Genomic DNA, 19,233 nt, shown 5'->3' with positions numbered 1-19,233 from the left:
TGTATTGATAGGTTAGTTTGTCCTAACAACTTCTTTAAGCTTTTCTATTATTTTTGCTATTACTTCGATTGAATTCTCGGTTTCAAATTCTCCTACGTTCACAGAATGGTTAGCATTTTTAATAACCTCTATCTTAAATTTAGATTTCTCTAATTGCACCATTTGATTTGCATTATATTGATGATCTTTGTCTCCAATTACTAATAACCCTTTATGATGACTATGTAGGATTGAATCAAAAATAGAATCAAAAGTTAGTAAAGGTGTAAGTAGTATCATTTTTGACTGTAAAAACTCTTCTCTCTTCATTAAATCATTTGCAATCGGAATTGTTCCGAGTGACTTCCCTAAAAACATCGTATGATTGTATTGCTCACCTTTTAATACTTCCTTCATTACAGGATTAATATCATCCATCATTACTTTCGTTATTTCTTCCATTGATTTATTCATTACCTGTTCGTCATAAGAATAATGAATATGTACTACATCTATTTTATTTTCGAGCATAAGCATCGTCGCATAATAAAATAACGGTTTATCATAATTATATCCTGAACCTGAGAACATAAAGCAAACCGTACTGGAACCTTTTTCGATATGTGTATATGGAATTACTTTGCTGTCTACATGAATCTCTTTTTTAGTCCCCTTCATCCTTTTCCCCTCCGCATACATTTACTTTTGTAAAACGATATGTTTTACGATTTCTATTATAATAAATAGTGGTTCATTATAAGTACTAAATTATTACTGTTTTTTCAAATGACATATCAGCGATATTTTATGTCTATTTTGTATACGTGTTAGCAAGTTCGTTTGCAAACTTGTTAGCACTTTTTTTATATCTCTTCTATTACATAAACCTTCACAAAAACATCATACTTAGCTGCTAACTCTTCCCGTTTCTTTTCCCTGTATTTGATTACTGTAAAGAAATGAATCACTGGCATTTTCCCGTTATGCTTCTGTTTATAAATTTGCGTAAGTTCTTCATATTTTTTTACTTCTCTTCATCCATCGCTTCCACAAAGATGTTTTCAACCATTTCACCTTTAAGCTCTCGGATGTACGATGCTACACGTTCTCTTCTCAGTAACCTGCTACTCGTAACATGCGCGCTACCCTTGGCATAACCGGCTTTCAATGCCGCTTGTGTACCGTTAAAATACTTCACGTAATACAAACAAAAGAGCCGTTCTTGTTCCGTCAGCTCTTCATCATCTAGCATCTTTTTCAACTTGGCTTTTGTCTTGGGATTTTTTACATTGGTAACGCTCCTTTTCGCAATAATAACGTTACCTTTTAATTGTTCGTCCCATTTATCTTGTGATTTCCACTTTCTAATTTGAGATGGCTTTAAGTTTAATTCCTTTGCAATCTCAACAAGTGGCTTCTCACCATTACTTGCTTTGTATATTTCGAATGCTTTATCACGGTCTGGACTACGCTGTCTCGCCATCTACATTTCACCTGCCACCTCGCGTTCGAGCTTCTTTCGTGTAAAAGAAAAAGCACCTAAATGTGTGCTTTTTACCGAATCATCTTTTTCTATATCTTTTTCTTCCGCTTCTTTTTACTTCCTTCATTTCTTCTTGCTTAACTAGTTTTTCAAGGTATAAACGTAATAGTTTATAACCACTTTCTTTTCGCTGTTTTTCTTGTTCTTTCTGTTCTTGCTCTTTCTGCTCTCTTCTCTTTTCCTGCTCTTTCTGTTCTTGCTCTTTCTGCTCTCTTCTCTCTTCCTGTTCTTTCTCTTCAATACATATGTCAACCAGTTTACTAAAGAAAATAATCTTACTATGCTTTTTTTTCCCAGGTCTCAATACGAAAAGAATAAAAGTTATGATTGTAAAAATCCAGAAACCCGTTACGGTAAATCCACTAATCTGCATAGAATCAGCGGATCCATTAATCATCTTTGCATTAACGAAAAATCCAGTGGCAAGAACAGAAAATAAAACCGTAACAGCTGGTAGAATCATTGAATCCATTTTAAGTGGATCATGGTACTCAGATAAACTTTCTATTCTTGCTTTCACATACTTTAATTCATTCTTTTCTAACTCCATTAATTTATCCTTATTAGATAGACTATCAGTATCATTAGACAACTCCTTGGTATGTACATAACTATCTACGATAAATTCAACAAATGTCTTATCTTTTTTATAAAGCAGATTTTTTTTAAAATCCTTTTGGTCCTGTTGTGTAATTATAAACACTAGCATTCACCCTCTATTTAGACATTTAAAATTAATCAAAAGTAATACTATCTTTTTATCTAAATTTTAAAGTAATATTCGAAAAATGAATAGCAAAATCTTCATTACTACACTACTCTTGTATCCAAAGTTAATGAGAAGTAACCTTTTTTATAAATTCCTTTATGTCACTTACTATGGATGTCGGCAAAGACCCACTCACAGGTAAACAAAAACAAATCACTAAAGGTGGTTTTAAAACAAAGAAAGTTACCCAGAAAGGAGATCCCAATTCTTTATATTGTAAATGTTCATCTTGTAAAAGTTTACAACCCTATAACTGAATTTGTTCATCTATAGTAAAATGTATCCATCGCTGATATGTCCAACTATGTAATTTTCATAGTAGCAACATTACAACTAGACTTATATATAAATAAAAAAAGCACTCATAATGAGCGCTTTTTTATAAATTATAACCTATCCATTTTTGTCCTAAAGATGTATTAATTAAATACCAAGCTTGTTTTACTGTAACGTTTTGATTAGCAACATAACCTACTGGTTGAGAGCCTGGATCATTGCGTATAGCCACTTTTCCTGATACATATAAACGTCCAGCACCTGCATCAAAATCACGCCATAGTGAGACTTCCCCTTGATTGAATCCCATCCATTTCTCCCCTAAAGATGTATTAACAATAAACCATGGTTGCTTTATTGTTACATATTGATTAGCTACATATCCTACTACTGTTGGATCACTTGGACTATTGAATAGTGGCTTTTTACCATAAATATAGTTTTGTAGTACTCCGACATAAGTTACAATTCTTGCATCAGAATTCCCCGCTGCCATAGCTGGTGTAGAACCAATAGCTGTAAATACTAATGCTAGTGCGAAAAATACTGCTAATAACTTTTTCATCTTTCTTCCTCCCCTTAAATCGCTTTATAATTCCATTAATTATATTACTGAATTTTCTATATATTGTAAAGGTAAAATTAGCATTATCTGACAATCATACCCTATAACTGAATTGGTTCATATATGGTAAAATGTATCCATCGCTGATATGTCCAACTATGTAATTTTCATAGCAGCAAAATTACAACTAGACTTATACAACATGATTCAAAAATAACTGAAGGAATGTTTTAAGTGAAAGGACATATTCGAAAAGAGGAAATAAATATTGTATCGTTATTGATATCGGTCCTGATCCAGAGACAGGAAAAAGAAGACAAAAGTGGTTTTCTGGTTATAAAACAAAAAAAGAAGCTGAAAATGATATAGCGAAGAAGATAACGGAGTTGAATGAAGGTACGTTTGTAGAGCCATCTAAGGTTACTTTAAAAGACTATTTGATTCAGTGGTTAGAAATGAAAAAAATGAGTGTAGAAAAGAGTAGCTTATCTATATATCAGTCTAGTATAGGCATGATTCCACTTCATAAATTAAATGTTATGCACATACAAAAATGCTATCAATCTGGAGTGAATAGTGGCATTGCAAACAACACTATACTCTTTCAACATCGGGTCCTAAGTGCAGCTTTAAATCTAGCTGTAAAACAAAATATTATTTTTAGAAATCCGGCTACTTTAGCTGTGATACGTAAAACAGAAAAAAGCTCCATCCAGACTTGGATAGAGAAAGAAGTAAAACAGTTTTTATTACACTCACAAGAATCACGATATTATATTGGATATCTTCTTGCAATAACTACAGGCATGCGTTTGGGTCATTCGGATATCTCTTTAACTTTAAGAATCTATTCTCATGTTTTACCAAATATGCAAGAAGATGCGGTGAAAGCATTCGCAAAAAACATATTTTGATGCTAATGTTTGAAAAATGTTTGAAGACCCTTTTAAAAGCACTTGAAAACATTGATTTAAAGGGGTTTGTAGGCTCACTTTTGTAAAACGATATGTTCTGTATGAACTATTACATCCTTTACTTTCTCTTTAATAAATGCTGGCTGTAAGTTATATGTATCTAACTCTTCTACCGGCACCCACTTAAAGAAATACGTTCTATCTTCTTCCAAAATATATTGCTCTGCCCCATTTGCAGGTAATTGTTTCAGCTCTACTTCATAATAAAAACTAATTTCATGAAACTTTCGTTCAGAAAGTGTAAAGAAATTTTCTACTGACCATATTAATTTCTTTACCTCAATAGGAACCGCTAACTCTTCCGCAAGTTCTCGTTTTAACGCATCTTCACTATTTTCTAGCATTTTCACTCTTCCACCTGGTACGTACCAAAAATCTTCACCGTCACCTTGCAAAATGAGTATTTTATTATCCTGTTTACAAATTGCTCCGACTCGGTAATTAAAACATGTTTCCTCAACTTTAAATGTTAGATCCACACCGTTACCCCCTATATTTCATTTAAAAATCGCTATAAAACTATTATGTATGTACTGTACAAATAAGATTACTAAATTTCTCTATTTCATTCAATAAGTTTTGAACTTTCTGGTAATTAGACTTATCTTTTATCATTACAGGTATATATACATATATTACAATCACAATGCGCACTAGAAAAACATTATGGGGGTACGAATGGAAACGTTATTAATCCAGCAAACTGAGAAATCAAATAAGTTTTGGAAAATCGTTGTGAAAGAAAAGGACTATGTTGTGTTTTATGGAAAAATTGGCACAGCAGGTAGTGTGAAAGCGAAAGAGTTCGAAACAGAAGAAGAATGTATGAAAGAAGCTAACAAACTAATTGCTTCCAAACGTAAAAAGGGATATACAGACCCGTGCCCGGCGGAAGATTACATAAAAGAAAAAACGATAACAGAAGAAGAATTTTGGGAACTGCTTAATCGTACAAAAACAAAAGGTGAAGACCAAGAAGAACAAATAGAATGGCTTACTTCTCATCTCGCTAAACGTACAGTACACGAAATTGTAGCTTTTGATACGCATATGCATCGTATATTAAAAGATTCCTATACGTCTCGTTTATGGGCAGCAGCATATATTATTATGGGTGGCTGTTCGGATGATTGTTTTGATTACTTCCGCGGTTGGTTACTATATCAAGGAAAAGAAACGTACGAAGCATGTATTGAAGATCCAGAACGGTTAATTTCTGTATTAGAAAATTTGAGTGAGGATGACGTTCCTGAAATCGAAGAACTCACGCTATATTTCGGACAAGAAGTATATGTGGAGAAGACTGGTGACGAAGATGATACATACTTTACGCTATATCACGTCTTGTCCAATGAAAAGTTCGACGATATCGATATTGAGTTAGACTGGGATGATGATGACGAAGAAGGATTAAAAAAGATGTTTCCTAAGTTATGGGACATGTACGGGGAAGAACCGATAGACTGGTAGATTAGTTAATTGTCAAAAACGCCTTGTTTCTTTCGTAACAAGGCGTTTTTCATGACACTATGTTTAAATAGTTATCTTCCCACTTTCCCACCACTTCATAAACGTTTCTAACGAAGGAGCAACCCAAGTTCTACTATCATTTTCATGATTCCATACATATATATCCTCTCTTTGCACGATTCCATTCAAAATGGAATAACCAAACAAATCACCATTTCCGCCATCAGCAATAAATAATAAACAGTCAAATGGCATATATAAGTCCTTGAAATCAACTATATTTCTCATATTCATATTTTCAGTTTTAATTTTTGAAGTAGACCATATAAAGTCCCCGTATTCACCTGCTACACCGTTTGTTTCCGGTAATAATTGATAGAAATCATTCGGTAACTCCACCTGCAAATTTTTTTGAACTTCAGTGAGTTCATCCTCTGTAGCTGGATTTTTGAAACTTAAGTTTGGTGAAATACTGCGAATGGTGTTTTTCCACATAGCTTTTCTCCTCCTTATGTGCAATCAATTATATTCAAAGAGCTCATCTAAATTTATTGATACCACTTTTCTAACAACCTCTTCTCTCTTCCCCCTGAAATACCTGCTTTAAATTCCCATTCGTCCACACTCTTCATCCACTCATACACGTCTGTAACTGTATGTTCTAACTTTCTAAAAGTAAGCCCCTCTTTCACAGCACTTTCAATATTAATAGAAAAACCACCTTTCCACGGCTTCGTTTCACCTTCTAATGAAAAAGTTTCTGGAAGCCATAAAGGCATCTCTGTCCAAGGCTGCACATTATGTTCACTCATAAACGACTCGTCTACCCAAACGAATGCAGCATCACTATTCGTAACATTTTTACACGTACTTAATAGCTCTTCCATTGTCAATTCATAGTTCGGACCTGTTACATTGTATATACCTGCTTTATTGTTTTCTGTCATATTTAGTCCCCAGTTTGCGATGTCTTTTATATCAACTATCTGCACTGGACGGTCTTTTCTTCCTGGAACTAATATTTCCCCTCCCTTTGCTACACGACCAATCCAGTATGGAAGCCGATCTGTATAATCAAACATTCCTGAAAGAAGTCCTGCTCTTACGTGTAAAACGCGCCCCGGCCAATACTTCTCTGCTTCTTTTTCACACAATACTTTCAGCGCACCGTAATACTTATAAGGAGAAACTTCACCATTCTCCACAGCCTTTATTTGATCACCCGTAGGTTCAGGTTGTAATATATAATCTTCTTTTATATAATGCGGAATCCAATCTTTATAAACGGAAAGACTTGAAATGAATATATAATGCTTTATATTATCCCGTAACACTTCTCCAACATTTCTAATGTGATGTGGAGAAAATCCACACGTGTCTACGACAACGTCCCATTTTCGATTTTCTAAACTTGAAACATCATTATTTCTGTCACCGATTAACTGCTCTACTTCAGGAAAAATTTCTTTATTTGTTCCGCGATTAAATAATGTAACTTCATGCCCTCTTTTTAAAGCCTCTTCTACAAAAGCTCTTCCTAAAAATCGTGTACCACCTAGAATTAAAATCTTCATAGTTCTCCCCCATTCGTAATTGAAAATCCTTACTTGTGTTAAACGATTTTTTGCTGTGAAAAGTTACTGGGTTAGTCTAACTTTTTCTACAAGTTCGACATATGTAATTTCCATTTCATATATAATTAAAATATCGGATATTTGATTAATCACTTATACATGTAAGTAGGTGAACAATATGAATAGAAACATAGTTTTTCATTCAACATTATGTATGTATTGTCTCACATCGCTTGTATATATCATCTTACTGAACATAGAAAATGGTCGTAATTATTTAGGGTTTACGATGGTTATTCCGCTTTTAGCTGCTATTTTATATCAGAAATTATATAAGAAACAAAATATAGTTCATACATTTGGAATTTCACGTCCAAAAATAAAAGCATTAATTTTCTCCATTTTATTCCCAATACTTCTAGGTCTATGTATACATTTCTATTTTTATATTTATAATGTAAAATTCTTATTTCATCATTATAATGAATTGGGATTTCTCCTACTCATTGGTCTTACAATTGCCGCTTTGTCTGCATTTTTAGAAGAAATCATATGGCGCGGAAATTTTCATTACCATTTACGAAAAAAATATTCATTAAAACAAACAGCAATCATTACTGCATCGCTTTGGTCTTTATGGCATTTACCAGTATCAATCTTTTATAAAAATTATGAGTTTCAGCTTGTAGGAATATTAAGCTTTCTCTCATTATTATTTATATTATCTATAATTTTGACATATACGAGAGAGTATAGCCGTTCTGTGATAATACCCGCAATTTTACATGGTATGTGTAATGTATTTTATTTAACAGATGGAGTAGAAACAAAATGGGATATTAGCCTAATGGAATTAATTAAATTTATCTTGCTAGTAATTGTGTTTGGCATGATGTACCTTATACATCGAAAAGTTAAAAAATAGTTAAAAGTACCTAAACAAATTATAAAGTACTTCAACACCTTGCAATTATTCAATAATCGTATAGGTGTTGAAGTTTTCTAATCTTAGTTGAACGACTTTGTTCTCACAACGCTAATTTCAATCATGGTGAATATAAGAAGTATAACTAATCCTTTTATTTTCATAAAAATACACATCTTAATCTTTTAAATAAGGAAGTATGCAGTCTTTAATTAACTTCCATCTATCTCCCACATTCGCCATAATTTCAGAAGCGATCACCACCACCAATTCCTTCTCCGGAATACAGCAAATCACATTCCCACCATCGCCCATTGCACAGTATGAAAAGATTCCATCCTCTCCTCGTAACCACCATAAGTAACCATATTGATTTTGGTTCATTGTTGTCGATTCTTTTATCCATGATTTTGATAGTATTTGTTTTCCATTATGAATACCTTTATTCAAATACAACTGTCCAAACTTAGCCATATCTCTAGCTGTTAACGTGAGTCCCCAGCCGCCTGTCGAAATACCATTTGGATCTTGAACCCATCCCTTTACATCTTTTCCGAATAAGTCATCGAATCCAAATGCTTTCATATTGTAGTTTGGAATTTCTCTCATGCCGAGTGGTCGAAATAAGTACTCATTTGCAAAGTCACGGGCACTTTTTGCTGTTGCGCTCGTTATGATTGCTGATAATAGATGAGCTCCTGCAGATGAATATTTAAAAATCCCAACTTCTCCGCCTGCTCCTATCCTATTTAACGTATACTGTACCCAATCTCGTTGCGTACATAGCTCTTCTAACGGTTCCTCCCAGTCTACGAAAGGATGTGGAGCTGTCATTGTCAATAGATGTCGTACTGTTATTTCAGATGAATTAACGTTATATTCCGGGAAAAATTCTATTACTTTTTGATCAATACTTTGTATATACCCTTTATCTACACATAGTCCAATCAACGCAGAAATTATCGTTTTTGTGACTGACGCTATATGAAATGCATCATCTGGACCGTGATCATTATAATAATTTTCAAAAACAACATTATCTCTCTGCACTACTAACATACCATTAATATTTTTATATTCTTCTTTTATAATCAAATCTAACTTTTCAGCAGTTTTCATTATTCATTCCCCTTTAACTCATGATTAAAAAGGTTCGATAGGTACATATATATCAACTATATGTTTATTTTCCGGGTGCTGCCTTGGGTCATTTTTATACATTTCGAAAGGATACGAATCTCTCGGCTTATATCCGCTATTGGGAAGCCACTCACCGTATAAGAAATCCCATGCTCCTTTATATTCATCTTGGAATATTTCAAAATGACCTACCGCATACTTTCCAGAAGGTATTACCATTATTCCAATGTCCCTCGTTTTTACTGCGGACTCATTCGGAACTGTTATACATAAACTAGTTCTTAAATGATTGTCCTCAGTAAATTCATGATGATCGTGGTAAATGGTTAATACTTTCGTATCCTCAAATGCATGATAGTTTTCCTCCGCTGCGTAATGAAATAATTTCTCTATCATTTTTGGAAAAGCTATCGTTAACTCTTCATATGTACCGATATGTCTTATGTATGCGACGTGTATATCGTCCGCTGTTACAATTTCAACATTTCCTCGAACCTTCTTACACCCATTGTATTGAGAAGTTCCGCTTACGTCTTTGCAATTCTTGCTATTGTCGTTTCTATATTGCGACGGACTTAATCCGTAATAATTTTTAAATGTGCGGGAGAAAACTGCTGAATCTGTAAATCCGAAGTGATACGCAATATGTGTAATCGTCATATCTGTGCGATATGTAAGTAAATGTGTTGCCCTTTCTAACTTCAATCGGTTTACATACCGTGATAATGGCTCGTCTACTATCCCCTTAAAAATACGATGAAAATGAAACTTTGAAAATCCTGCTACATCCGCTAACTCTTCAATTGAAAGTGGATTATCAATGTTTGATTCTATATAATCTTGCACTTTATAAATGCGTCGTAAGTATTCATCTTTACTTTGAGAACTCTCCATATACTTTCCTCCTCACAAACAAAAAGAACCATCCTAGAATACTTTTAGGACGGCTTTCTATTAATAATAGAATCTTCCATATTTTATTGTTAAATCGATGTAATTTCACTATTTTTTTATAGCCTTACGCAAATTAATTATATTATTTGGATTTAGCTCCCATTGTCTCATAAGTTCTAATTGTCTCATTTTTAAATCTCCAAATGGTTCTTCCACCATTTCGATTTTATTAAATTTCCCTTCGAAAACTGAAGCATTTTTTATTTTTTTATATCCACCAAAGCCTAAGTCATCATTTAGCAACCAAACTACTCTCTGTATTTTTGCAAATAAAATACCACCTGTACACATTGGGCATGGTTCCAACGTGCTATAAATAGTAAACTTCTCATTTTTTATTTTTGCATTAAACATCGCTTGGCCTGCATTGCGAATAGCATCTATCTCTGCGTGAGCAGTTATGTCTTTTTGTGGATGTACTCTATTTCTTCCTCTTGCAATGACATTATTATTTCCATCAACAATAACTGCTCCTACTGGATATGTGTTTTCATTTAATGCCTTTTCAGCTTCTTCCAATGCCATTTCTAAAAAATATCTATCTCTTTCAAAATTCATATAGATCCCCTTTTTGATAAAATGATTTTACGGAAATTCCGTTCGACACCTCTACTGGCTTCTATCAAATTAACAAAATAATAAAGGATGGCGTTTTAAGATAAAACTTAATTTGCCCACCCTACTTTTACACATTTTTCAAAAACAAAACTCTACTACCGCCGTTCCCATCATAATTTGTATGTACCGATACACCCTCTATCTCATCATCCCCGGCATCAATTCGAAAACCGATTTCTTGATGAAACTGTATCGACTTTTTATTAATCGGTGACGTAATTGCTTTTACAACTTTACGGTTATTTGCACGAGCGATATCAAAGAAATAAGAATACAATGTCGATGCGATTCCTCTTCTTCTATACTTCGGATTTACACCGATAAAATGAACATACGCTTCATCTTTATATGTTTGTGAAAAGAATCCGCATAAGAAACCTAACGTTTCGCCATCTTCTTCAAGAATAAAACTCGTTTCTTGAAAATGAACGAAGAACAGCTTTGGTAACATAGCAGCCATATCTCTCCCGTCCCACCAATCATTTAAAACAGAATGAATCTTTACATAATCTTCCCCTTGGATGTTTCTTACTTGCATATGTTTCGCCCTCTCACTCACTTCATTTTTTCATAAATTTTAATGACTGTTTCTACTAAAAGGATGAATACCCAAATCCCGCAAAATACAAGAACAGACTGGAATATAGAACCTAACATAACAATACTTATTAGACCTAATTCTGGGCCTGAAATGGACATTTCATCAAATCCTATACTATGTATAAATGGACCGGTTGAAAAAGCCATAAAAATAGATGCTATTAAATAAATCACACTCATTATTTTTAATATTTTTATAGAAAGATACGAAGTTTGTTCTTGCTCCACTTGTGATAATTCGATTTCCCCGCTCTCAATTCCTTTTTGCAAACAGTCCTCACATAAAAATTCTTCCTTAATTTTTTTACCACCGTGCAGCGTACCTGTTATTTCTTTACATCTTGAACATTTTCGATTTATCATGTTGTTACCACTCCAATCTATTAAGATTATACTTATTACCACTCTACTTTTACCTTAATATCCCTTTTATTTATTTTATAGAGAAAGGTCGTGTTTTATGATTTCAAAACTCACGTTTGGCTCGAAAAAACGTACCGTTCATTATGTATTAAGACCTAGTTGTTATGCGATTATTTTCCATTCATCTTCTTCAATGATTGCTGTTATCCAAAAAGGTGACCGTTACTTTTTACCTGGTGGTGGTATGGAAGGTGATGAAACAAAAGATGCATGTTTGCACCGTGAACTACTAGAAGAATTAGGATGGGTAGTTGAAATTAATCAATATATCGGTAATGCGGCACGATATTTTTATGCAGAGAAAGAAGATACATATTATTTAAACGATGGGTTCTTTTATATTGCAAACATGGTGCAGAAAAAAACTGAAAACTGTGAGGATGATCATGTTTTACGATGGATGTCTCCATTACTTGCTGTAGAGCTTCTCATTCATGATCATCAAAAATGGGCGGTTGAACAAGCTCTTTTATTACGAAATAAAAAAGGATCTCCTTCTATCTGAAAGAGATCCTTTTTACTATTAACTGACTTTTTTCAAATTGAGAGCAGGCTTTTTGATTCCGCCTTTTTTTACAACATATAAACCGATAAATATAATCAGCCCGCCAACGAGTTGCATCATATTAATTTTCTCTCCAATTGTTACTGCTGCAAAGATAACTGCGAACAATGGGACGAGATACATATAAACCATTACCTTCGTTGAGCCTATTTGACTAATACCGACATACCACATTGCAAGTCCGAAAATTGTCGCAAAGATGATTGAATATGCTAGTGATCCCCAGCTTGGCGTATCTACTGGCCATGTTAAAGAATTTACGTTGAATAAACAGTATATAACTAGCGGTACAATTCCAATTAAAGTAGACCATGATGTGACTCTCATTGCGGAGTATTTTGTAATAAGAGGTTGCGCTAATATTGGATACCATCCCCACGCAATTGCTGCGACTAATCCAATTACATTTCCGAGCCACGCATATTCATAAGTAGCTCCTCCTGTATGCCCTGTTAATAAAACGAATGCTGCACCAATAAACGCTACTATTGAACCAATTTGTACTTTCATCGAAAAACGTTCTTGTTTGTGTAATACTGCTAATATCCCTGTAAAAATAGGTGACATCGCAATTAATAATGAGGCGTTCGTTGCCGAAGTATATTTCACAGATAGCATAAACATCGTTTGATACATCGCCGTACCAACGATACCGACTGCTACTAATCGTAACCAATCTTTTCTTTCAATACGTAATGAGCGTTCCATCATAAATGTAATAAGTAATAATACCGGTGATGCTACTAAAAATCGTAAACTATTAAATTGAATGGATGACATATATGCCACGCCATACTTTCCTATTGTATAGTTTGCTCCCCATACTAATGCAACTGATACTAGGAGCCATTCCATTTGCCATCTTTTCATCCGAATCTCCCCTTCCATATTTAGCATAGTAAAATTGGCTGGATATAACACCGTCCAATTGGCTGTTTTTTTACCCAGCCAATTTGTTATACTGAATGTATATAAGAGATGCGGAGGCGTTTGTATGGAATGGAAGCTAGATAACGACAGTAAAATCCCAATTTATCAGCAAGTTGTTGACTTTATTGAAAAACGTATTACATACGGAGAACTTCCACCTGGTAGCTTCCTCCCTTCCGAACGGAAATTAGCTACGCAGTTAAATGTAAACCGAAGTACAGTAACGACTGCTTATAATGAACTACGCGCTATGGGAATTGTAGAAAGTACGACTGGTAAAGGTACACGTGTAAGTACACATATGTGGGGCGTTTCTCCAACATTAACGCCGAACTGGAGAAATTTCGTAGAAGGTGGTACGTTTTTACCAAACTTACCGTTACTTCGCCATATTCGTGCGGAAGTACAACAAAATGAAAACATCATTGATTTCGCAAATGGAGAGCTCGGTTGTAACCTCTATCCTCACAATCAACTACAAACGATTTTACGAGAACAACCGTTAACGCATTCATTAAGTTATGATCATCCGCAAGGGTATCTCCCGCTAAGACAAGCGGTCGTAAAATATATGAAGGAATATTTAAAAGTTGAAGCAACTGAGCAGTCCATTATGATTACATCAGGCGCACAGCAAGCACTTCACCTTATCGTGCAATGTTTATTAAATCCAGGTGATGCGGTCGCTTTCGAAAGTCCTTCACACTGTTATTCCTTACCGTTATTCCAATCAGCAGGTATCCGTATTTTCCCGTTACCTGTCGATGAACATGGTATTAATCCAGACGATGTGCAAGAATTATATAGAAAGCATCGTATTAAAATGATCTTTTTAAATCCAAACTTCCAAAATCCTACGGGCACAATGCTGCATCCAAACCGTAGAAAAAAACTGTTATCACTTTGCGCAGATTTACGAATTGCGATTGTTGAAGATGATCCGTCCAGTTTACTTACGTTAGAAAAGAAACAACCTTGCCCTACTTTAAAATCAATTGATGAAAATGGAACAGTCATTTATGTACATTCCTTATCAAAAATGATTGCACCAGGTTTACGAGTTGGCTGGCTTGTCGCTCCGCAGTCTGTAGTAGAAAGGTTATCCGACGCAAGGCACCAAATGGAATTAGGTATGAGCATTTTCCCGCAGTGGCTTATGCAACAATTTTTCGAAACTGTACCATTTCAATCTCATATCGTACCGTTACGAAAACAATTAGCAGAAAAAAGAGACGTTATCGTTCGCGCCCTAAACGAGCAACTTCACGATAAAATCTCTTTTTCAAACCCGACCGGTGGTATATACATATGGGAAAAATTAAAAGAACCGATAAACGAAAAACAACTTATTATGCAAAGCTTAAAACAAGAAATCGCCTTTATGCCCGGTAGTATTTTCGGTGCGAAAGATGGTTATATTCGTTTATCTTATGGAAAAGTGAATATTGATCAAATTGAGGAAGGTATTTCTCGTTTGCGTGAGGCTATTTTAGTTTGTGGAAAATAACTTTACATAAAGCTTTCTCGTTTGACAAAAGAAAAATCTACCATTATTATCAACACGAACCTAGTTATCCCGTATTAACGGGCAATAAAACTCCTACCTCAAAATTCAGCTGTAACAAAGAAGTTAGGTGGGAGATCAACTGCCCGTAAATGCCCGATTGGTTCAACTAATAATCAGTGGAGGATGCCCCCCACTGATTAAAGTTTCACTTTATAGGAGCGATAAAAATGAAAATTTACGTTGATGCAGATGCTTGTCCTGTAAAAGATGTGATTATTTTAGAGGCTACGAATGCAGAAATCCCTGTAACCCTCGTTACTAGCTTTTCTCATTACTCTAATGCGGAACAACCAAAAGGTGTGGAAACAATTTATGTTGATTCCGGAGCAGATGCTGCAGATTACCGAATTATGCAGTTAGCAAAAAAAGAAGATTTAATCGTAACACAAGATTACGGTCTTGCTTCGCTCGCTTTAGCAAAAGGCTGTATCGTACTACACCATAAAGGCTATAAGTATACGAATGAAAACATTGACCAACTATTACAAACACGGTATTTAAGTGCAATGGTTCGAAAAAGTGGTAAGCGTACAAAGGGACCAAAACCATTTACAGCAGAAGATAAAGAGAAATTTAGAGCGCTCTTTAAAAGTATGATTACACTTTAAAAATGAACATTCTATTTGCAAGGAAACCTTCGCAAAAAAAGAAGAGAATATTGGAATGAACATTCTCTTCTTGAGGTTTACCCGTTTAAAATGAAGGTAAATTATCTAAGTTATTTTCTTTTATTCCATCCGCTTCACTACGTATAATATCTCTACCATACTTATGAAATACGTCCACATGAGCTAACTTCCCTGATTTTGCTTCACTAAGAGCAGTTATATAATCTAACTCTCTCCCGCTACTTGTTTTAAACGCTATTAAATCACCATCATCATTTTTACGAACAGCAACAATTTGTTCTAATCCTGAATTGACTTCATGGTTTACATCAAATTGAGCTTGCTCTTCTCCTTGATGTAAGTAATCATTATAAACTTTTTCAAAGTCTTTTTTGTCCATAACATTCACCTCCAACACATTTTATTAGTATGGTTGGGAGATGTTGGTTTTATGTACTTTGCTATTCGAAAAATATATTTTTAATACCTACGCAAACCCTTCAAAGTCTCTAATATATCATCTGTAAAGGCTGTACTACCCTCTGTCTCTAAAACTCTGAAATAAAAACTTCTTAGGAAAGTTCTAATATTTTGTACTAAAATAGCATGCTGCGGATGTCGGATGTCTTCAACAGTTGCTATACTATGTAGCCAATTGCTCCACTCTTCTTCAGTTAAAAGATTTTGGTTACGTAACGACATAATTGGCGCTACTAATCTCTCATCTTCAAAGTGGATGTATACGTAGTCATGTAAGCGTACCTTCTGGCGAACAGCAGCTAGTATTGCATATGAAAACTCACGATTTTGTATTGTACGCGCTAAAGCATCGAGTGCATCTGCTGCATGTGCAGTAGAATGTGCCCATCCTTTTCCTTCTACGTAACCCCTTACATCTTCTTCTAAATATACATATTCCAGTACTTGTTCTGCCACACTGTACAGTTGCTCTTCAGATAACAACGGTTCTCTCTCATGAACAGATAAAATAAGTGGTGGGATTAATACGGAGAATGCACGTTTAAATACAGAGTCTGTTCCCTTTTCACCAATTTTATAAAATAAATAATCAGGACTAATCGCTTGTAACATTAATCCTCGTAACTCTTTTTGTCTAAATACATCATTTGTAATCCATATGTGAAGCGTACTATAAATTAAATCATCACGTAATTCAGCATCAGGTGATCCGATATAATCTAGCATCCACTGCGCATATGGATATGCATCTACGTCTTCTGGTACAGCATAATTATTATTTTTAATTTGTAGTAGTTCTTCTTTTAATTCTAGTACTTCATTCATTATATTTCTTGTCCCCTTTTTACTTTATTAACTTATTTTCGCCTTATTCCCTTTAATTTTTTTCATAAAATCAAGTCGATTTTTAGAATCGTTTTAGTACCTATCTTTCTATGAACTTGATTCAATTATATAAAATTCATCATGATAAATAAAAGGAAATACATTAGAGCATCGTAGTCTCTCACTTTGTTTACATGCATTTCATGTAAGTTTAAGTTATAAAATAAAGTATGTTTTTTCTTTTATATTCAAACGTAGTTACAATCAAAATTTAAATCATTTTAGAACTTGTTTAATAAATTCTGTTTTAGCTTTTGTGTATGCTTCTCTATCTTGGTTAAATCTTTTAGCTAAATCTTGTTTAAGATTTGAATACTCATAAACTAATTGTGGATTTTCTCGTAAGCGGTTACGAAATAAAAGTTGTTGCTCCCATCGCTCAGTTCCTTTAACCATCAAATGCAGGTGCGCTACACGCCTATTATTCTTAACTTTCACAAAGAACCTTCTCCAAGGTCTTTCATCTAATTCTGGGCTTACATAATGCCAATTATATATGGCCAATTTCGCTGAAATATGTAGTACTTTATCAAATGAGTCTATTTCAGCCATTAAATCAATGATAGGTTTTGCTGGTAAACCAGGTATGGATGTACTTCCTATATGTATTACTTTACTTATACCGTGAGGAGCAAGCAGTTCATATAGTTGCTGTTCTTCACATCGGCCTTTATCTTGCCAATCAGGATTTGCATTAACTATCTCTACTGACTCATTCGCCCACACAGGCCAATCGTTCGGATTATCTTTTTTATCCACCCAAAACATCCCCTTTCACGATTTTTTCTATTTAAACCGTATTAAATTTCTTTACATACAACTAACGTACCATCAAAATCACTATTCCGAAATACAACATCCGCACACTCTTTCGGATTATGCTCATCTATATACATTTTACAGGCCGCGTGATATCTGTTTAAAAACATTTTCTCTGCTTCTTCATAACTTCCAAAAGCCTCGGTCTCGCGCTTTGTACCACGTTTTCTCGCAATCTCAAAATCTGTATCTACGAAAATTTTATAGTCAAATAAATGCGCAACGTCTTTTTTCAATAGAAACGTTCCATCTACTATTAATACCATATTGGATTGAGCCATTAACGGCTCATTATGTACAGGGATATCCGTTTTTAAATTATGAGAAATCGTTTCATATTGTAAATTCCCGTCTGGTCCTAAAGGCTTTAATAACCTTTCTTTGAAAGCTGTATAATCGTGTGCATCTTCGTAATACCCTCTTGCCGATTCTTTTCCTTGCACGTATCGAATTGCTCTCGGATTATGAAAATCGTCAATGGTGGCGCGTGTTACTGGAACTCCGAGCTTTTTCATTTCCTCTGCTAATTCGTTTGCAAATGTTGTTTTTCCTGACGCTGTTATACCACTTACTCCAACTCTTGTTGGATGGGTTACATTTAATTTTAAAATATGATCTGCAATTTCTTTGATTCGTTGTTTTCGGTTCATGGTATTTCCTCCCACAATCTGTTTACATAATATTATTATGAGTAATAGTTTATGTCATTATTTGTCGGTAAGTCGATATCCTTTGTCGAATCGTCGATATATCGAAAAAATCGCCGATATATTTTAAGTTATGATATATATATTTGAAAAATCGTTGATATGTTATGATTGGCTTACTTTCCCTTAAAGCCTCGATACAATGCAGTCCGTAATTCTTGTTTATATTCTTCAATTTCTGGCATATCGAGTTCTTCTGCTAGCCTGATAGCTAATTCAATATCATACGGTACACGTACGAGTTGAATGGAAAAGCTTGCGGCTTCTTTTTCATTGTATGTTCCTTCGAATATTAAATAGGAAGCTTGTGTAATTTCAAGTGGATTGCCTACACTACCAGCATTACATAACGTTTTCCCTCTGAAATTTTGAACGAATGCTTGGTGAACGTCACCGTAGCAAACGACATCTGGTTTTCTTTCCCCTTCTATATTTTCCGTAAAATCGCTATTTTCAAACATACTAACTCGTTCTTCTCTTGAGGCATGTGGCTGAATTCTTTCATATAAACTTCTTGGTGAAGCGTGGAACATACGAATGAGTTTGCCGCTCATATAAAATTCGATTGAAAATGGTAAGCTTCTTAAATATTCATTTTGTTCTTCAGATAGTTGGTTTTGATGCCATTTTAACGCCTCAAATTCAGTTGGTTTTGTAATAAAATCATCCCAGTTCCCCATTACAACGCCTTCACATTCCTTACGAATGATTTCAATCACTTCGCTAGAATGAGGACCTTTTCCGACTAAATCTCCAAGACAAATGATGCGCTCAATACCTCTTACTTTAATATCTTTCAGTACAGAATCTAATGCCGGAATATTACCGTGAATATCTGAAATTACTGCTATTTTATCCATAT

At 34.5% G+C, this 19,233-nt stretch carries 22 protein-coding genes and 4 pseudogenes; 7 read left to right on the top strand and 19 right to left on the bottom strand.

Features of this window, described 5'->3' with window-relative positions; translation table 11 throughout:
* Window positions 1-12: 12 nt before the first annotated feature.
* From PDL00_RS24320 to PDL00_RS24310, 4 genes and pseudogenes are all read right to left on the bottom strand, one after another.
* Window positions 13-657 carry an alpha/beta hydrolase gene (locus tag PDL00_RS24320; RefSeq protein WP_270731646.1) on the bottom strand — a complete coding sequence of 215 codons (645 nt, stop codon included), beginning with the start codon at window positions 655-657 and terminating at the stop codon, window positions 13-15.
* A 185-nt stretch (window positions 658-842) separates the two neighbouring features.
* A pseudogene (locus PDL00_RS34925) lies at window positions 843-1,010 on the bottom strand (replication-relaxation family protein); the annotation flags it as partial.
* Between the two features lie 5 nt (window positions 1,011-1,015).
* Window positions 1,016-1,462 (bottom strand): annotated as a pseudogene (locus PDL00_RS24315) (terminase small subunit); the annotation flags it as partial.
* Between the two features lie 79 nt (window positions 1,463-1,541).
* Window positions 1,542-2,225 (bottom strand): hypothetical protein, encoded by a 684-nt coding sequence (locus PDL00_RS24310; RefSeq protein WP_333563535.1) that lies wholly within the window; start codon window positions 2,223-2,225, stop codon window positions 1,542-1,544.
* A gap of 164 nt (window positions 2,226-2,389) precedes the next feature.
* Here PDL00_RS24310 and PDL00_RS24305 point away from each other — a divergent pair.
* Window positions 2,390-2,485, top strand: a pseudogene (locus PDL00_RS24305) (Arm DNA-binding domain-containing protein); the annotation flags it as partial.
* Between the two features lie 185 nt (window positions 2,486-2,670).
* On the opposite strand, the gene PDL00_RS24300 reads toward PDL00_RS24305, so the two are convergent.
* Entirely contained in the window at window positions 2,671-3,132 is a 462-nt protein-coding gene (locus PDL00_RS24300) for a hypothetical protein (RefSeq protein WP_242251813.1), read from the bottom strand.
* Between the two features lie 234 nt (window positions 3,133-3,366).
* Between PDL00_RS24300 and PDL00_RS24295 the strand changes: the two are divergent.
* Window positions 3,367-3,950 (top strand): annotated as a pseudogene (locus tag PDL00_RS24295) (Arm DNA-binding domain-containing protein); the annotation flags it as partial.
* A 170-nt stretch (window positions 3,951-4,120) separates the two neighbouring features.
* Here PDL00_RS24295 and PDL00_RS24290 read toward each other — a convergent pair.
* Window positions 4,121-4,585 (bottom strand): NUDIX hydrolase, encoded by a 465-nt coding sequence (locus tag PDL00_RS24290; RefSeq protein ID WP_270731639.1) that lies wholly within the window; start codon window positions 4,583-4,585, stop codon window positions 4,121-4,123.
* Window positions 4,586-4,784: 199 nt separating this feature from the next.
* Here PDL00_RS24290 and PDL00_RS24285 point away from each other — a divergent pair, with 199 nt between their 5' ends.
* Window positions 4,785-5,576 carry a DUF4240 domain-containing protein gene (locus PDL00_RS24285; RefSeq protein WP_270731637.1) on the top strand — a complete coding sequence of 264 codons (792 nt, stop codon included), beginning with the start codon at window positions 4,785-4,787 and terminating at the stop codon, window positions 5,574-5,576.
* Between the two features lie 63 nt (window positions 5,577-5,639).
* On the opposite strand, the gene PDL00_RS24280 is transcribed toward PDL00_RS24285, so the two are convergent.
* Together PDL00_RS24280 and PDL00_RS24275 are read right to left on the bottom strand one after the other, a co-directional pair.
* Window positions 5,640-6,071 carry an SMI1/KNR4 family protein gene (locus tag PDL00_RS24280; protein WP_270731635.1) on the bottom strand — a complete coding sequence of 144 codons (432 nt, stop codon included), beginning with the start codon at window positions 6,069-6,071 and terminating at the stop codon, window positions 5,640-5,642.
* Between the two features lie 53 nt (window positions 6,072-6,124).
* Window positions 6,125-7,150, bottom strand: coding sequence for an SDR family oxidoreductase (locus tag PDL00_RS24275; RefSeq protein WP_270731633.1), 1,026 nt, complete (start codon window positions 7,148-7,150; stop codon window positions 6,125-6,127).
* Window positions 7,151-7,319: 169 nt separating this feature from the next.
* On the opposite strand from PDL00_RS24275, the gene PDL00_RS24270 reads away from it, so the two are divergent.
* Window positions 7,320-8,075 carry a CPBP family intramembrane glutamic endopeptidase gene (locus PDL00_RS24270; RefSeq protein ID WP_270731631.1) on the top strand — a complete coding sequence of 252 codons (756 nt, stop codon included), beginning with the start codon at window positions 7,320-7,322 and terminating at the stop codon, window positions 8,073-8,075.
* Window positions 8,076-8,252: 177 nt separating this feature from the next.
* Here the strand turns inward: PDL00_RS24270 and PDL00_RS24265 are convergent, their stop codons facing one another.
* From PDL00_RS24265 to PDL00_RS24245, 5 genes are all read right to left on the bottom strand, one after another.
* Window positions 8,253-9,194 carry a serine hydrolase domain-containing protein gene (locus PDL00_RS24265; RefSeq protein ID WP_270731629.1) on the bottom strand — a complete coding sequence of 314 codons (942 nt, stop codon included), beginning with the start codon at window positions 9,192-9,194 and terminating at the stop codon, window positions 8,253-8,255.
* A gap of 24 nt (window positions 9,195-9,218) precedes the next feature.
* On the bottom strand, window positions 9,219-10,109 hold the full coding sequence (locus PDL00_RS24260) for an AraC family transcriptional regulator (protein ID WP_270731627.1): 891 nt from the start codon (window positions 10,107-10,109) through the stop codon (window positions 9,219-9,221).
* A 108-nt stretch (window positions 10,110-10,217) separates the two neighbouring features.
* Window positions 10,218-10,727 (bottom strand): nucleoside deaminase, encoded by a 510-nt coding sequence (locus PDL00_RS24255; protein ID WP_242251793.1) that lies wholly within the window; start codon window positions 10,725-10,727, stop codon window positions 10,218-10,220.
* 127 nt (window positions 10,728-10,854) lie between these two features.
* Window positions 10,855-11,325: a GNAT family N-acetyltransferase gene (locus tag PDL00_RS24250; protein WP_270731625.1), complete on the bottom strand. Its 471-nt coding sequence runs from the start codon at window positions 11,323-11,325 to the stop codon at window positions 10,855-10,857.
* Window positions 11,326-11,342: 17 nt separating this feature from the next.
* Window positions 11,343-11,750 carry a DUF3980 domain-containing protein gene (locus tag PDL00_RS24245; protein WP_242251788.1) on the bottom strand — a complete coding sequence of 136 codons (408 nt, stop codon included), beginning with the start codon at window positions 11,748-11,750 and terminating at the stop codon, window positions 11,343-11,345.
* A gap of 97 nt (window positions 11,751-11,847) precedes the next feature.
* On the opposite strand from PDL00_RS24245, the gene PDL00_RS24240 reads away from it, so the two are divergent.
* Window positions 11,848-12,315, top strand: a complete 468-nt coding sequence (locus PDL00_RS24240; protein ID WP_270731623.1) for an NUDIX hydrolase — start codon at window positions 11,848-11,850, stop codon at window positions 12,313-12,315.
* Window positions 12,316-12,333: 18 nt separating this feature from the next.
* Here PDL00_RS24240 and PDL00_RS24235 read toward each other — a convergent pair whose 3' ends face one another.
* Complete coding sequence (locus PDL00_RS24235; protein WP_242251784.1) at window positions 12,334-13,245, bottom strand: DMT family transporter; 912 nt, start codon at window positions 13,243-13,245, stop codon at window positions 12,334-12,336.
* 124 nt (window positions 13,246-13,369) lie between these two features.
* Between PDL00_RS24235 and pdxR the strand changes: the two genes are divergently transcribed.
* Together pdxR and PDL00_RS24225 are read left to right on the top strand one after the other, a co-directional pair.
* Complete coding sequence (pdxR, locus tag PDL00_RS24230) at window positions 13,370-14,812, top strand: MocR-like pyridoxine biosynthesis transcription factor PdxR (RefSeq protein WP_270731621.1); 1,443 nt, start codon at window positions 13,370-13,372, stop codon at window positions 14,810-14,812.
* Between the two features lie 227 nt (window positions 14,813-15,039).
* Window positions 15,040-15,480, top strand: coding sequence for a YaiI/YqxD family protein (locus PDL00_RS24225; protein WP_270731619.1), 441 nt, complete (start codon window positions 15,040-15,042; stop codon window positions 15,478-15,480).
* Window positions 15,481-15,565: 85 nt separating this feature from the next.
* On the opposite strand, the gene PDL00_RS24220 is transcribed toward PDL00_RS24225, so the two are convergent.
* The 5 genes from PDL00_RS24220 to PDL00_RS24200 form a co-directional block, all read right to left on the bottom strand.
* Complete coding sequence (locus PDL00_RS24220) at window positions 15,566-15,880, bottom strand: DUF3892 domain-containing protein (RefSeq protein ID WP_270731616.1); 315 nt, start codon at window positions 15,878-15,880, stop codon at window positions 15,566-15,568.
* Between the two features lie 80 nt (window positions 15,881-15,960).
* Window positions 15,961-16,785 carry a DUF2785 domain-containing protein gene (locus PDL00_RS24215; RefSeq protein WP_270731614.1) on the bottom strand — a complete coding sequence of 275 codons (825 nt, stop codon included), beginning with the start codon at window positions 16,783-16,785 and terminating at the stop codon, window positions 15,961-15,963.
* A gap of 276 nt (window positions 16,786-17,061) precedes the next feature.
* Window positions 17,062-17,604: a GrpB family protein gene (locus PDL00_RS24210; RefSeq protein WP_270731743.1), complete on the bottom strand. Its 543-nt coding sequence runs from the start codon at window positions 17,602-17,604 to the stop codon at window positions 17,062-17,064.
* A 41-nt stretch (window positions 17,605-17,645) separates the two neighbouring features.
* Window positions 17,646-18,314 carry a hypothetical protein gene (locus PDL00_RS24205; protein ID WP_270731612.1) on the bottom strand — a complete coding sequence of 223 codons (669 nt, stop codon included), beginning with the start codon at window positions 18,312-18,314 and terminating at the stop codon, window positions 17,646-17,648.
* A gap of 173 nt (window positions 18,315-18,487) precedes the next feature.
* Complete coding sequence (locus PDL00_RS24200) at window positions 18,488-19,231, bottom strand: metallophosphoesterase family protein (protein WP_242251767.1); 744 nt, start codon at window positions 19,229-19,231, stop codon at window positions 18,488-18,490.
* Between the last annotated feature and the right edge of the window lie 2 nt (window positions 19,232-19,233).

Origin of the sequence: Bacillus cereus group sp. TH152-1LC, assembly GCF_027710505.1 — a bacterium.
GTDB classification, from domain to species: domain Bacteria; phylum Bacillota; class Bacilli; order Bacillales; family Bacillaceae_G; genus Bacillus_A; species Bacillus_A mobilis.
Note: the sequence above shows the minus strand (reverse complement) of the source record. Positions and strands in the feature narration are given on the sequence as shown.

Excerpts from the sequence above, each read along its gene's own strand:
- PDL00_RS24320 (WP_270731646.1), bottom strand. The coding sequence starts at position 657 with ATGAAGGGGACTAAAAAAGAGATTCATGTAGACAGCAAAGTAATTCCA.
- PDL00_RS24300 (WP_242251813.1), bottom strand. The coding sequence starts at position 3,132 with ATGAAAAAGTTATTAGCAGTATTTTTCGCACTAGCATTAGTATTTACA.
- PDL00_RS24285 (WP_270731637.1), top strand. The coding sequence starts at position 4,785 with ATGGAAACGTTATTAATCCAGCAAACTGAGAAATCAAATAAGTTTTGG.
- PDL00_RS24280 (WP_270731635.1), bottom strand. The coding sequence starts at position 6,071 with ATGTGGAAAAACACCATTCGCAGTATTTCACCAAACTTAAGTTTCAAA.
- PDL00_RS24275 (WP_270731633.1), bottom strand. The coding sequence starts at position 7,150 with ATGAAGATTTTAATTCTAGGTGGTACACGATTTTTAGGAAGAGCTTTT.
- PDL00_RS24265 (WP_270731629.1), bottom strand. The coding sequence starts at position 9,194 with ATGAAAACTGCTGAAAAGTTAGATTTGATTATAAAAGAAGAATATAAA.
- PDL00_RS24260 (WP_270731627.1), bottom strand. The coding sequence starts at position 10,109 with ATGGAGAGTTCTCAAAGTAAAGATGAATACTTACGACGCATTTATAAA.
- PDL00_RS24255 (WP_242251793.1), bottom strand. The coding sequence starts at position 10,727 with ATGAATTTTGAAAGAGATAGATATTTTTTAGAAATGGCATTGGAAGAA.
- PDL00_RS24250 (WP_270731625.1), bottom strand. The coding sequence starts at position 11,325 with ATGCAAGTAAGAAACATCCAAGGGGAAGATTATGTAAAGATTCATTCT.
- PDL00_RS24245 (WP_242251788.1), bottom strand. The coding sequence starts at position 11,750 with ATGATAAATCGAAAATGTTCAAGATGTAAAGAAATAACAGGTACGCTG.
- PDL00_RS24240 (WP_270731623.1), top strand. The coding sequence starts at position 11,848 with ATGATTTCAAAACTCACGTTTGGCTCGAAAAAACGTACCGTTCATTAT.
- PDL00_RS24235 (WP_242251784.1), bottom strand. The coding sequence starts at position 13,245 with ATGAAAAGATGGCAAATGGAATGGCTCCTAGTATCAGTTGCATTAGTA.
- pdxR (WP_270731621.1), top strand. The coding sequence starts at position 13,370 with ATGGAATGGAAGCTAGATAACGACAGTAAAATCCCAATTTATCAGCAA.
- PDL00_RS24225 (WP_270731619.1), top strand. The coding sequence starts at position 15,040 with ATGAAAATTTACGTTGATGCAGATGCTTGTCCTGTAAAAGATGTGATT.
- PDL00_RS24220 (WP_270731616.1), bottom strand. The coding sequence starts at position 15,880 with ATGGACAAAAAAGACTTTGAAAAAGTTTATAATGATTACTTACATCAA.
- PDL00_RS24215 (WP_270731614.1), bottom strand. The coding sequence starts at position 16,785 with ATGAATGAAGTACTAGAATTAAAAGAAGAACTACTACAAATTAAAAAT.
- PDL00_RS24205 (WP_270731612.1), bottom strand. The coding sequence starts at position 18,314 with ATGAACCGAAAACAACGAATCAAAGAAATTGCAGATCATATTTTAAAA.
- PDL00_RS24200 (WP_242251767.1), bottom strand. The coding sequence starts at position 19,231 with ATGGATAAAATAGCAGTAATTTCAGATATTCACGGTAATATTCCGGCA.